The organism is Prauserella alba, assembly GCF_024171735.1.
In the GTDB taxonomy this organism is placed as follows: domain Bacteria; phylum Actinomycetota; class Actinomycetes; order Mycobacteriales; family Pseudonocardiaceae; genus Prauserella; species Prauserella alba.
In genome coordinates, this window is the sequence record NZ_JAMTCH010000006.1 from 145,548 (window position 1) to 158,631 (window position 13,084).

General features: G+C 71.3%; 12 protein-coding genes. 4 read left to right on the forward strand and 8 right to left on the reverse strand.

The window, feature by feature from the left end; genetic code table 11:
- Positions 1–51 precede the first annotated feature (51 nt).
- Entirely contained in the window at positions 52–975 is a 924-nt protein-coding gene (locus LY12_RS20650; RefSeq protein WP_253859051.1) for a LysR family transcriptional regulator, read from the reverse strand.
- 95 nt (positions 976–1,070) lie between these two features.
- Between LY12_RS20650 and LY12_RS20655 the strand changes: the two genes are divergently transcribed.
- Both LY12_RS20655 and LY12_RS20660 read left to right on the forward strand, forming a co-directional pair.
- The gene (locus tag LY12_RS20655; protein ID WP_253859052.1) at positions 1,071–2,354 is read left to right on the forward strand and encodes an aspartate aminotransferase family protein; all 1,284 of its coding nucleotides are present in this window, start codon (positions 1,071–1,073) and stop codon (positions 2,352–2,354) included.
- A gap of 140 nt (positions 2,355–2,494) precedes the next feature.
- Positions 2,495–3,508 carry an SDR family NAD(P)-dependent oxidoreductase gene (locus LY12_RS20660; RefSeq protein ID WP_253859053.1) on the forward strand — a complete coding sequence of 338 codons (1,014 nt, stop codon included), beginning with the start codon at positions 2,495–2,497 and terminating at the stop codon, positions 3,506–3,508.
- 57 nt (positions 3,509–3,565) lie between these two features.
- Here the strand turns inward: LY12_RS20660 and LY12_RS20665 are convergent, their stop codons facing one another.
- From LY12_RS20665 to LY12_RS20675, 3 genes are all read right to left on the reverse strand, one after another.
- A complete protein-coding gene (locus LY12_RS20665; RefSeq protein WP_253859054.1) occupies positions 3,566–4,114 on the reverse strand; it encodes a TetR/AcrR family transcriptional regulator in 549 nt (182 codons plus the stop codon).
- 191 nt (positions 4,115–4,305) lie between these two features.
- Positions 4,306–5,151: an SDR family oxidoreductase gene (locus tag LY12_RS20670; RefSeq protein ID WP_253859055.1), complete on the reverse strand. Its 846-nt coding sequence runs from the start codon at positions 5,149–5,151 to the stop codon at positions 4,306–4,308.
- A gap of 141 nt (positions 5,152–5,292) precedes the next feature.
- The gene (locus LY12_RS20675) at positions 5,293–5,928 is read right to left on the reverse strand and encodes a GyrI-like domain-containing protein (RefSeq protein WP_253859056.1); all 636 of its coding nucleotides are present in this window, start codon (positions 5,926–5,928) and stop codon (positions 5,293–5,295) included.
- Between the two features lie 59 nt (positions 5,929–5,987).
- Here LY12_RS20675 and LY12_RS20680 point away from each other — a divergent pair, with 59 nt between their 5' ends.
- On the forward strand, positions 5,988–7,043 hold the full coding sequence (locus LY12_RS20680; RefSeq protein ID WP_253859057.1) for a PQQ-dependent sugar dehydrogenase: 1,056 nt from the start codon (positions 5,988–5,990) through the stop codon (positions 7,041–7,043).
- A gap of 90 nt (positions 7,044–7,133) precedes the next feature.
- Here LY12_RS20680 and LY12_RS20685 read toward each other — a convergent pair whose 3' ends face one another.
- Complete coding sequence (locus LY12_RS20685; RefSeq protein WP_253859058.1) at positions 7,134–8,375, reverse strand: MFS transporter; 1,242 nt, start codon at positions 8,373–8,375, stop codon at positions 7,134–7,136.
- 238 nt (positions 8,376–8,613) lie between these two features.
- Here LY12_RS20685 and LY12_RS20690 point away from each other — a divergent pair, with 238 nt between their 5' ends.
- On the forward strand, positions 8,614–9,633 hold the full coding sequence (locus tag LY12_RS20690) for a LacI family DNA-binding transcriptional regulator (protein ID WP_253859059.1): 1,020 nt from the start codon (positions 8,614–8,616) through the stop codon (positions 9,631–9,633).
- A gap of 112 nt (positions 9,634–9,745) precedes the next feature.
- Here the strand turns inward: LY12_RS20690 and LY12_RS20695 are convergent, their stop codons facing one another.
- From LY12_RS20695 to LY12_RS20705, 3 genes are read right to left on the reverse strand one after another with little or no spacing between them, the layout of a single operon-like run.
- The gene (locus LY12_RS20695) at positions 9,746–11,653 is read right to left on the reverse strand and encodes a hypothetical protein (protein ID WP_253859060.1); all 1,908 of its coding nucleotides are present in this window, start codon (positions 11,651–11,653) and stop codon (positions 9,746–9,748) included.
- Positions 11,654–11,688: 35 nt separating this feature from the next.
- Positions 11,689–12,129, reverse strand: coding sequence for a hypothetical protein (locus LY12_RS20700; RefSeq protein ID WP_253859061.1), 441 nt, complete (start codon positions 12,127–12,129; stop codon positions 11,689–11,691).
- Positions 12,130–12,142: 13 nt separating this feature from the next.
- Positions 12,143–12,976 (reverse strand): ESX secretion-associated protein EspG, encoded by an 834-nt coding sequence (locus tag LY12_RS20705; RefSeq protein WP_253859062.1) that lies wholly within the window; start codon positions 12,974–12,976, stop codon positions 12,143–12,145.
- Positions 12,977–13,084: the final 108 nt, after the last annotated feature.

The window sequence follows — 13,084 nt, forward strand, 5'->3', positions numbered from 1 at the left end:
CGTGCGCAGCAGTTCGGACACTCACGACGGCCGCAGCAGCCGACCGGCCGATCAGCCCTGGTCCTCGCCGGGAGCGGTCAGCGCCGGGACCTCCGGGTGGTCGAGCAGGGCGTCGACGACGGCGTCGACGGCCGCCCGCGGGGCGCTGCCGCTGCGCACCACGATCGTGACGTTGCGGTGCACCGGGGTCGTCAGTTCGCACGTCGCCACGGCGAGGCCCGCGGGCACGGCCAGCGCCGGCAGCAGCGTCACGGCGCGGCCCGACTCCACCTCGCCCAACTGCAGCAGGTAGTTGCTGAAGCGGCTCGCGGTCCGCGGTTCGAAACCGGACTGGCGGCACAGCCTGCGGGTCAGCTCGGCCATGTACGAGCCCGTGCGGTCCCCGGTCCACGTTTCGTCCGCGCACGCCGCGAGGTCGACGGCACGCCTGCGTGCCAGCGGATGCGCCTGCGGCAGCACGAGCACGACCGGGTCGGTGCCCAACGGCACGATCTCCAGGTCCCGGCCCCAGGGGAACTCGACGTAATCGGTGGTCGTGATGATCACGTCGAGCTCGCCGGTCCGCAGTGCGGGACCGCTCTCGTGCGGTTCGGACTCCACGAGTTCGACCTGCAGCTGCGGGTGCGAGTCGGCCAACCGGGTCACGGCTGGCACGGCGAGCGGCTGGATCGCGCTCTGGAACGCACCGACCCGCACCGTGCCGATCGGCTCGTCCCCGAGCATGCGCAGCTCGGCCTCGGCTTCGGCCATGCGGTCGAGGATCTCCCTGCCCCGCCGCGCCAGCAGGCTGCCCTGCCGGGTGAGCCGCACCCGTCTGCCGGTCCGCTCCAGCAGCGTCGCCCTGGTCTCCGATTCGAGCACCGTCAGCTGCTGCGACACCGTCGAGGCACTCAGATGCAGCGTCTCGGCCACGGCACGCACGGTGCCGAGGCTTTCCAGCAGGGACAGCAGCCGCAGTCGCCACGGATTGAGCATGCCCCCAGTCTGCGCCGAATAGTTCGGGAAAACCGAACAGCGGCGTCGACATCGTGTGATGGACACGATGCAACGCAGCTTCGTAGCGTCGGAGCATGACCGACACCGCGCACCTCATCCGCTACCTGGGCCGCGGCGGGTTCAGCCCCGCCGTCGTCGACCGCGCCGCGGGCACCTCGGTGTTCACCGAGGACGGGCGGGAGCTGCTGGACTTCACGTCCGGGCAGATGAGCGCCATTCTCGGCCACTCCCATCCCGAGATCGTCGCGACGATCGGCGAGCAGGCGAGCCGGCTCGACCACCTCTACAGCGGCATGCTGAGCCGCCCCGTTCTCGAACTGTGCCGCAGGCTCGCCGAATCCCTGCCCGCTCCACTCGAGAAGACCATGCTGCTCAGTACGGGCGGCGAGGCGAACGAGGCGGCCCTGCGCATGGCCAAGCTCGTCACCGGCGGGCACGAGGTCGTCTCGTTCGCCCGTTCCTGGCACGGCATGACGCAGGCGGCCGCGGGTGCCACCTACAGCGCGGGCCGCGGCGGCTACGGTCCCGCCGCGCCGGGCAACTTCGCCCTTCCGGTGCCGGACCGGTTCCGGCCCGACATCGTCGACGCCGACGGCGACCTGGACTGGCGCCGTCAGCTCGACCTGGCGTTCGACCTCATCGACGCGCAGTCCACCGGCAGTCTCGCCGCCTGCCTCGTCGAACCGATTCTCAGTTCCGGCGGCATCATCGACCTGCCACCCGGCTACCTCGGCGCACTGCGCGACAAGTGCCACGAGCGGGGCATGCTGCTGATCCTCGACGAGGCCCAGACCGGCCTGTGCCGCACGGGCGACTGGTACGCCTTCGAACGGGACGGCGTCGTGCCGGACATCATCACGCTCTCCAAGACGCTCGGCGCCGGGCTGCCGCTGTCGGCGATCGTGACGAGCGCCGAGATCGAGGAACGCGCCCACGACCTCGGTTTCCTGTTCCTGACCACGCACGTCAACGATCCGCTGCCCGCGGCCGTCGGCAACACCGTGCTCGACGTGCTGACCCGCGACCGGCTGGACGTGCGTGCCGCGGAGCTCGGCGTGCGGTTGCGTGACGGCCTCGGCGAGCTCGCCACACGGCATCCGGTCATCGGGGACGTCCGCGGGCAGGGACTGCTCGTCGGGCTCGAACTGGTCGCCTCCGGCGGTGACACGGCCGACAGCGACCGGCTCGGCGCCGCGGTCACGCAGCGGGCGGGCGAACTCGGCCTGCACATGAACATCGTGCAACTGCCCGGCATGGGCGGCACCTTCCGCATCGCCCCGGCGCTGACGGCCACCGAGGCCGAGATCGACCGCGGCGTGGAGATCCTCGACAAGGCGCTCGGCGACGTGGCCGCCTGACCCGAACCCGGCGGCCGGGTTCGGTGTGCTGCCGCCTCTCCGGTGCGCCGGTCGCCGTGCTCGTCCCTGACGTGGACCGAGAGTGTAAACTTTGTTTACCTTAGTTGAGCGACGGCCCGCGCATCCGCCGGAGGCAGCCCATGAGCACGACACCCCGCGTCCTGACCGCCGCCAGCACGGTCGGAACCTGGCTCGGACATCCCGAAGGGGGCGTCGCCATCCGGGAGCTGCTGGAGGAGGCGGGCGTGGGCGCCGACGCACTCGCACCCGTGGCGAACCTGCCGCTGCAGGAACTCGTCACCCTCAGCCAGGGCAGGCTGTCGCAGGACGTCGTCGACGCACTGGTACAGCGCGTCGGCGGCGGATCTGCCGACGCCGACGAGTCGGTGTGGCGGGAACGCATCACCCCCGGCCGCTTCGAAGGGCGCACCGTCGTCGTCACCGGCGCGGCGTCCGGCATCGGCCGTGCCACGGCGAACCGCATCGCCGCCGAAGGTGGCAGTGTCGTGGCCGCCGACATCACCGAGCAGGGACTCGACACGCTGACGTCCGAATCGGACACCGAGCGCATCACGCCCGTTGCGGGCGACATCACCCGCGACGACGACATCGACCGCATCGTCGCCGCGGCCGGCGGGCGGATCGACGGGCTCGCCAACGTGGCGGGGATCGTCGACGACTTCTCCCCCGCCCATGAGACGTCCGACGAGCTGTGGCGCCGCGTGTTCGCGGTCAACGTCGACGGCGTGTTCCGCCTCACCCGCGCCGTGCTGCCTGCCATGATCGACCGCCGCTCGGGATCCATCGTCAACGTCGCGTCGGAGGCCGCGCTGCGCGGCAACGCCGCGGGCGTGGCCTACACCGCGGCCAAGCACGCGGTCGTCGGCATCACCAAGAACACGGCGTTCATGTACGGCCCGCACGGCATCCGGGTCAACGCCGTGGCCCCTGGCGGAGTCGCGACCGGCATCGCCCGCGGCGGCGCACCGGATTCCGACTGGGGCAACGAGCGCACCCGCGACTTCGTCCGCATGATCCCGCCGATCGCGACGGCACAGCAGCTCGCGGCATCGATCAGCTTCCTGCTCAGCGACGACGGGGTGAACGTCTCCGGGGCGATCCTGCCCTCGGACGGCGGCTGGTCGGTCCAGTGACGTCGCGAGGGCACTGACGTCTCGACGTCTCAAGGACTGCCGAAGCATCCCGGAAGTTCAGGCCTCCGGGGTGATGATCTGCTGGACGATCGTGCCGTAGCGTGCCACGAGTTCCGGCCGGTCGTGGGCGAGCGCCTCGTCCCCCACGACCCACAGCGAGTACAGCAGCCCACCCACCGCGGCGGCCGCCATGCGGGCGCGCAGGTCCGCGTCCGGACCGGACAGGCGGGCGCGCAGCGGCGCGACGAGCGCGTTCTCGTGCACCTCACGGAGTCGTTCCGCGATCCGCCGCTCACCACTGCCGCGCACGAGTGCCAGGTACACGCCGCGAATGTCGCCTGTGGACAGCACGACCTCGACGAAGCGGGCGCCGAAGGATTCGATCGGCACGTCCAGCAACGGTTCGTCGTCGATGTTCAGCCGCATGGTCTCGAGGAACAGTTCCTCTTTGCTGCCGAAGTAGCGGATGACGAGCGCCGCGTTCACGCCCGCGGCGCTCGCGATGTCCCGCACCGGTGTCCGCGCGTATCCGCGTTCGAGAAACAGCCGCGTGGCAGCCGCCCGGATCGCCTCTCTGGTGGCCGCTCCCGATCCCCGCTCCGACATGAGAGCCAGCCTAGGCGTCGGGCACCCGGTGCGGCTCGGTACCCGGTCCCACCACGTATGAGCCCCCACCACGGGTGAGCAACAGCACCGTTCGCTCGGTCCCGGCCGCGACATGCAGCGCTCCGTCGGGCCCGGCGTCGAGCCGTCGGACGGCACGACGACGTCGCCCCACTGTACGGACGGACACGCGGTCACTCCCGCCGGAACGCCCTCATCCGCCGTAGGTACCGGACCAGACCACGCAGCGAAACCGGCCGTGGCCAGGCATCGGGACGGAGGTAGGCGTCGGTTCCGCCGTCCACGAACACGACACTTCCCGCCATGAAGTCGGCGGCGTCGGACAGCAGGAACACCACCCAGTCGGCGAGTTGCGCCGGATCACCGAAACCGCCCACCGGAACCGGAAACGAGGTCACCGCCTTGGCCGACGCCGGGTCGGCGAGCTGTTGGTCCAGCAGCGGCGTGCGGACCGCTCCCGGCGCGAGGGCGTTGAGGCGGATACCGGAGCCCGCCCACTCCGGCGTCACCGCCTCGCGTCGGACCCAGTGACTCACGGCGAGCTTCGAGCCGCCGTAGCTCATCACGGCACGCGCCGGGCCGTGGAACCGCAGGGCTTGCACGGCCTTACCGGACTCCCCCGCGAGCAGAGCCCGCACCACACGCCGCGGCACCAGCGGGGTGGTGGTGGTCGAGTTGCTGGACAGGACCACTGCCCTGCCACCTCCCCCGGCAGCCAGCGCGGGCCGCCACCGCCCCAGCAGCTCGGTCACGCCGAAGTAGTTGACCTCGAGAATCTCGCGTTCGCTGCCTGGCACCGGGCCGAGTCCGGCAGCCAGCACGGCGCCGTCGAGCCGTCCGCCACAGGTTTCGAGCACCGCGTCCGCGGCGTACCGCCGACCGGCCGCCGTGGCCAGATCGGCCACGACGTCGGCGGCCCGGACGTCCACGCCGACCACGGTGTGCCCCGTGGCCCTGAGCTTGTCGGCGGCCGCGCGCCCCATGCCGGAAGCCGCCCCGGTGACCGCGTACACCCCCATGTCGTACACCTTTCGCCGCCCACGGCGGAAACTAGCAGCGGCCCACCACCCCGCCCCAGTGCTGTTTCAATCAGTGGTGGCCCTGCTGCGGGCTCCACTGCCGGCTCTGCGCCATGCCACGGCGCGTCCCTTGTCGCCGGGTCACTCGGCGACGGGCGCCACCGGCTGCCGGAGGATCGTGCGCCGCTTCCCTGCAGGCGTCCTGCGCGGATCGCTGAAGTAGATCTCGTGGTGCGTCCCGGCCATCCGGAGGCCGCGCGAGGGGATGACGTCGTGGTGCATCGTCGCCAGCACCGGCGCTTCGTCGTCGAACGAGCCGACGTGCAGCGTCTGGACACAGGTCCCTTCCGACAACACCTCGCAGCGAACGTCGTCGATACGCGCGGGGCGCTTCTTCGCCGCCACGGCGGCGATGGCGGCCTCGACCATGACGTCGTCGACCCACTCCGGCACCATGATCAGCATCGTCCACGACCACAGCGTCTTGTCGCGCCCCGTGGTGAACGCGGCCATGTCCTCGGCCCACCACAGCCCTTCCAACGGCGGCACGACGTAGTCCCTGCCGAGGTCGCGCTTGCTGGCGAACTTCACCGTGTACGCCACCGGATACAGCGCGCCGAGGGCATCGGCGAACGCGGCCGACGTGTTCGGGTCACCGTGCCCGTCGACCATCAGGAACCGCAGGTCCGGCACGTCGACGACGTCGAACCGGCCTTTCCGGGCGCGGTAGCAGTCGATCGCCTTCGTGACGTCGACCTTGCCGTTCGTCGCAGCCATGGGCCGATCGTCCCGCACTCGGCCGCCGACGTCCCGGCGACGTCCGTACCGTGGGCGATATGGCCTCGATGCGCAGTCTGACCGTCCTCGGAGCCGCCGCGCTCGCGCTGCTCACCGGCTGTTCGGCCGTCGCGCCGGAGAACCCGTCGGAACGCACCGATGCCCGCGGCAGCGCCGACACCGTGGTCGGCGGCCTGAACGCGCCGTGGTCGATCACGTTCGTCGGCGACGCTCCCGTCGTCAGCACGCGCGACGACGGCGACATCCTCGAGGTCACCGGCGACGGCACCCGGGTGGTCGGCACGATCGACGACGTGGCGCCGAGCGGCGAAACCGGACTGATGGGGCTGGCGACCGACGACCGGCAGCGCCTGTACGTCTGTTCGACGGGGCCGGACGGCAACCGCATCCAGCGCTACGCCGTCGAGGGCGAGCCCGGCGCGCTGTCCCTCGGTGACGCGGAGACGATCATCGACGGTCTGCCGTCCGCGACGATTCACTCCGGCGGCCGGATCGCGTTCGGGCCCGACGGGATGCTCTACGTCACCGTGGGCGACGCGGGCGTCTCGGACGACGCCCAGGACCGCGGCAACCTCGCCGGGTCGATTCTCCGGCTGACCCCGGACGGGGAGGTGCCCGCCGACAATCCGTTCGACGGTTCACCCGTGTATAGCTACGGGCACCGCAATCCGCAGGGGCTCGCCTGGGCCGCCGACGGCACCATGTTCGCGTCCGAGTTCGGCGAGGACACGTGGGACGAGCTCAACATCATCGAGCCGGGCGGCAACTACGGCTGGCCGATCGTCGAAGGGATCGGCGGCGACGAACGGTTCGTCGACCCGGTTCAGCAGTGGCGGCCGGACGAGGCCAGCCCGAGCGGCATCGAGATCCACGACGGCACGATCCACATCGCCAACCTGCGCGGCGAGGTGCTGCGCACGGTGCCGGTCGCCGACCCGTCGTCGTCGGCGGAGTTGCTGGCAGGCGAGTTCGGCCGGCTGCGCGACGTCACCACGACGCCCGACGGCGAGCTGTGGGTCCTGACCAACAACACCGACGGCCGGGGGTCACCGGCCGACGGCGACGATCGGATTCTCCGGCTGACCGGCCGGTGACCTGCGGTGGCCGAGCCGCGGTGGCCGCCCGTGTCACCTCGGCGAAGCGCGCGGGACGGTCCCGCACCCGCTGGACCCGGTCGCTGCGGGTCAACCGACCCGTTCGGCGGTTCCGATGCGTCCGGCACCGGCGGGTTCCGTATCTCCGGTGACCGCGCCGGCCGATTCGGCCACCTGCCCGGAACCGGACCGGTCCCGGTCCGACAGCCCCGCCGCGACGGCGATTCCGAGGCCGACGACGGCCAGCACCGCACCGATGATCGCGGGCGAGGCGTACCCCAGACCGGCGCTGATGCCCAGCCCGCCCAGCCACGCTCCCCCGGCGTTGGCCAGGTTGAACGCCGAGTGGTTCGAGGCCGCGGCCAGCGTCGGGGCCCGTCCCGCCTTCTGCATGATCAGCACCTGCAGCGGTGCGGTGACACCGAATCCGACGGCGCCGAGCACGACGGTCATGACGATCGCCGACCACGGGGAGTCGATCGCGAACCAGAACACCAGCAGCGCGACGGCGAGCGCCACCAACGAGCCGTAGATCGTCGGCCGCAGTGCACGGTCCGCGAGCGGCCCCACGATCAGCGACCCTGCGGTCATGCCGGCGCCGAACAGGGCGAGCACCACCGGCACCGCGGCGTCCGACAGTCCGGCCAGCTCGGTCAGCATCGGCGAGATGTAGCTGTAGACGGCGAAGACCCCGGCGAACCCGAACACGGCGGTGGTCAATCCGAGTACGACCTGCTTCCTGCCGAGGGCCACCACCTCCGTTCGCAGGCCGACGCCTTCCGGTTTCGGCAGCGACGGCACGAACGCGGCCACGCCGGCAGCGGCGAGCAGTCCGAGCACGCCGACCACCAGGAACGCGGCACGCCAGCCGAAGACCTGGCCGAGGAAGGTGCCCGCCGGGACACCGACGATGTTGGCGATCGTCAGCCCCATCAGCACGCGCGCCACCGCGGTCGCCTGCCGTGCGGGCCCGACGAGCTGGGCAGCGACGAGGCTCGCCGCTCCGAGGTAGGCGCCGTGCGGCAGTCCCGCGATCACCCGCGACGCGAACACGCCGCCGTAGCCCGGCACGAGCACGGTCGCGACGTTGCCCAGGACGAACAGTGCCAGGAACGCCAGCAGCGCCTGCTTGCGGCCCAGCCGGGTGGCGACCGCCGTCAGCAGTGGCGCACCGACCACGACGCCGAGCGCGTAGGCGGAGATGAGATTGCCCGCGGTGGCCACGGACACGTCGAGACCGCCCGCCACCTCCGGCAGCAGACCCATGATGACGAACTCGGTGGTACCGATGGCGAACGCTCCCAGCGCGAGAGCGCACAACGCCACAGCCATGAGGGCACACCTTTCCTGCGCATCGGACGAGGGACTGGCGACGGGCCGGCCGGGCCCGCGGCGATGAAGGCGGTTTGGCACGTGCCAAATCCACGGTCTCAGGACCGTTCGGGATCGTTCAAGTCGCACGGCTGTGATCTGCCTCGCCGACCCACGTCCGCCGCGGCGCAGTCCGGGCGCCCGGTACGATCCCGGGCACACTTCGCGCCGGTCGGAAGGCAGCGATCAGGAGGCAGTGATGCCGCGGTCGGAGGACTGCGAACCCACGCGACGTCCCACGATGGCCGACGTCGCGGCTCGCGCGGGGGTGTCGCGCCAGACGGTGTCGCTCGTGCTCGGCGACAAGCCGGGCCCGAATCCGCACACCCGCGAGCACGTCCTGCGGGCCGCAGAGGACCTGGGGTTCCACGCCGACACGGCGGCGCAACTGCTGCGGCGTGCGCGCAGCCGCCAACTCGGCGTGCTGTTCACCATGGAACACTCCCTCGACCCGCTGGTGATCGAGGGGCTGTACGCGGCGGCGGCCGGACTCGACTACAGCATCGTGCTCAGCGCGATCCTGCCGACGCGCGGCGTACGGCAGGCCGTGGACGAGCTGCTCGGCCTGCGCTGCGAGGCGATCATCCTCATCGGACTGTCCATCGAGTCGCCCTCGCACCTGACCAAGATCGCGCGGCAGGTTCCGGTCGTCGAGATCGGCCAGCACACCGGCGGAACCGGCATCGGCAGTGTGCGTACCGCCGATGAGGAGGGCGCCCGCCTCGCCGTCGACCACCTCGTCGACCTCGGACACCGCGACATCGTCCACGTCGACGGCGGCTCCCTGCCGGGCTCGGCCGACCGCCGGAACGGCTACCGCGCGCGGATGAACGACCACGGCCTCGCCGGGCACGTCGAGATCCTGCCTGGCGACTACACCGAGGAGTCCGGAGTCCGTGCCGCCGTGGAGCTGCTGTCGCGTTCGGACCGCCCGACCGCGGTGTTCGCGGCCAACGACAGCTGTGCCGAAGGGCTGCTGCACACGCTCGGCCGCGCGGGCGTACGCGTGCCACGTGACCTGTCGATCGTGGGCTACGACGACACCCGCGCTGCCGGCATGTCCTACGTCGACCTGACCACTGTCAAGCAGGACGCCACCGCGATGGCGAGGTTCGCCGTGCAGGCCTGCGCCGAACGCCTCGACGAACAGCGCACCGCCGAGAAGGACGTGGTCCTCACCCCGACGCTCACCGTCCGCGGCAGTACCGCGGCACCGTGACCGGACGGCACCGGGAGCGGTCGCCGGTGCCGTCGGGTTCCGGTGGCGCGAGTTCGGGTGGCGCGAGTTCCGGTGCGACGCGCGTGTCGGTGTCGGACGCCCGCCGACCGCGCTACCGCCAGTCCTCGTTCTTGTTGTTCTCCCAGTCGCCGATGACCGGTGGCGCGATGGCCTGTTCGGGGGCGAAGACGTTCTCCTCGTCCTCGAGGTAGCCCGCCACGCGGTGCTCCTTGTCCTCCTCGCCTTTCCGGCCCGCGCCCCCGGCACCCATCCCGGGCGCCATCCCGCCGGCCGCACCACCCGCGGCACCGCCGCCGGGTACGCCGCCCGCCGCATGCGGCGTTCCCGACACTCCGGAAACCCCGCCGGAGCCGCCGGAACCCCAGGATCCGCTCCCGCCTGCCGGTCCGCGTCCTCCCGCGCCTGCGGAGCCGGAGCCGCCGGCGAGCACTCCGCCGATGCCCGCGCCCGAGCCGGCGCCGGTCGCGCCGCCCAGCCTGCTGCTGATGTCGCCGTTCGACGCGCCCGGCCAGCCGGGGGTGCCACCGCCGCCGGGAGGGAGATCAGGGGTGGTGAACCTCGGCGGTGCGTACGACGACGTCCCCGTGCCGTCGTCACCGCCGTCGACATCCGGCACGTCCAGCGGAGCCGGTGAGAACGGACCGCCATGTGGGGCCTCGGGTGGCAACGGCTGGGGGCCACCGTTCGGCACGTGCGGCACGCTCGCCGGGAACGACTGCCCGCCCGGCGGGGCGCCGGGTGCTTGCGGTGCCGGGACCTGCGGCGAATACGGCCCGCCACCCTGTGGCGGGTCCGGCATGTCCGGAACGTCCGGCGAGCACGCCCCGCCAGGCGGAACGTCCGGCGAGAACGACTGCGCGTCGCCGCCGGGCACCTCCGGCACGCCTGCCGGGAAGGACGGTCCCTCGCCCCCTGGCCCCGCCGGGGTGGGCACACCGTCGCGGCCCCCGGCCGGCGGCTGACCGTCGGCTGCGAACGGCCGGTCGGCCGTCCACGCCGTCCCGTTCGCTGGTTCGGCCTCCTGCCCGTCCATGTGGGGCGCACGCGCGTTGTGGAGCGGCGCCTGTCCCGCACCGGCCGCCGCTTCCCCTCCCGCGGCCGACGTGCCTGGAGCCGCCCCGGAAGAAGCCACTCCCGGAGCCGCCGCGGCCCGCGGTCCGGCGAGTTCCGGTGGCGGGGAGAACAGCGGCATGTCGACAGCGCCGCCGACGGTCTCGTCGAACTGCGACATGATCCGAGCGGCCTGGCCCCGTCTGACCTCGCTCTCCTGCATCGACTGCATCTCCTGCTGCGCAGCCGCGGCGTAGGCCGTGGGGTCGTCGATGCCGGCCAGCCGCCGGTTGGCAGCCGCAGCGGAGAACGCCAGTGGCGGGTTCGCATCCATCTGCTTCTGCGTCTCGTTGAGCGTCTGCGAGTGGATCTGTTGCTGCCGTCCCGTGAGGACCGCACCCTGCGCGGTGGCTCCGAGCCACTTGGCCACACCGGCGAGGTGCTCCCTGGCGGCATCACCGCCCTCGCCCTGCCAATCGCCCATGCTGTCGCTGATCGCATCGGCGACGGCCTTCTGGTGCAGGGTCAGATCGTTGCCGGTCCGCACCCATTCCTCGGAGGTCTCGGCAACCGCCGCGGAATCGGCGTGACTGCCGAGCGCCTCGACCATCTGCTCGTGCGAGGCGTTGTCCCACACGGTCCTCGGAATCTCGCCCACCTGCCGGATTTCCAGGTCTTCGTCCATTCCGGCCCGGTCGCTCGTGAGAAAGCCCTGATAGAGCGCCTGTGTGAAGGCGTCACCGAACACGCTGAACGGGAACACGTCCGAAATGGCCTCCGCGGCGTCGCGGAACTCGTGACCGGATTCCGCCTCCTCGGTGATCTCGCCCACGTAGAACGGCGACGACGGATCGACGGTCACGTCGTAGTGCGGACTGCCGGGATCGTAGTTCTCACTCCGCGGGTCCGAGACATCCTGTGTCTTCTCTTCCGGGGTGGACGTGGACACGGTCGTGGCACCTCTTTCGGCCGGCCTGGGAAAAATCAGAAGCGATCGTGGAAACCCTCGAGCTGACCGCGGGTCCCCGATTCCGTGTCGGAATACCGGCGCTTGGCCTCGCGGATCGCCTCGATGTACTGCGGAAGTTCTTCGCGTGCCCGGCGCAGCTGCGTGAGCAACCCGCGCTCGTCGGAGGCAGTGTTGACCGTGTGCTGTGCGACCCATTGCGCGGTGGACGTCGCGCTCAGCTGCGGCGAGGTCTCCAGCTTCGACAGTGTCGCCCACCGGTTGTTGAGAGCTTCCAGAATGTCCTGAAGTGCACTGATCATCCGGTTGCCCGTGGTCTCGTCCACGGCGAAGCCGCCGTCGGTGGCCATGCGCTTCAGTTCACGCCCGCTCAGCATCGGCGTACCGCGCTCGGCCGCCCGCAGCACCGGACCCGTCGGCGCGGCCGTCTGCGGAACCTCGGGGGCATCGTCACTCATCACACACTCCGACTCAGTAGGTTGCGGCGACCAGACCGTGAATGGCGCGTGACACCTCGGCACGACCGGCAGGCTCGTAGCGGGCGACGAACTCGTTGCCCACCTCACCGGCATGAACCAGGTAGCGGCCCTCGGCGGTGTCCACCCAGCCGACCGAGCGCGGCGCGGATCGCTCACCGGCGAACGCCGACACGACCACCTGCCCACCGCCCCGTCGCTGCGCCGCGAACGCGCGGCGCAGTCGCTGCTCCCCGGATTCCCCGTCACCTCGCGACCTTCTCGGCGCGGAGGTCCGGCCGACGACGCGGATGTTGCCGAACGCGTTCGTCTCTTCCTCGTCGTGGGCACGCTCTGCCGCTTTCTGCGCATCGAACGCGGAACGGTACTCGGGCAGACTCTGCCGAACGGTGGCTTCGGGGCCGCTGGCCGCCGACACCGCGGGGAGCGCGCCGGTGAGGACGTCGACGAGATCGTCGTCGGAGAAGGACCGGAAAACCAGTTCGTCCTCACCGTGGTGCTGCGTGACCCCGACCGCGTCCGCACCGTCGGTGACGACGAGCATCGCGATCTCGTTGTCCCGATCGTCGATTCCGCTCACCGCCGCCGATACGCGGTAGCGACCGAACAGCTCGAATGCCCGCTGCAGGTTCGGGTGTGGGTCCTTGCCCACCAGCAACCCGCGTTCGGCGAGCGTACCGCTGACGATCCCGGCGAGTTTGCGCAGCCGGTCGGGATCGGTGGTGGTGTTGCGGACCCGCAAGGGAAACCGCCGGACATCGACACCGAACGCCTGAGCCACGACACTCGCCTCGACGCTGCCCAGCACGAACTCGAAACTACCGAACACCTTGCTGGAGGCCACCTTTCCGGAAGAGCGCCGGGTGATCGCTTCGGGCCGAAGGCTAGCAGCAGTCCGGAGGGGCAGCTATGAGACCACTCGGATTCGCTTCGCCAG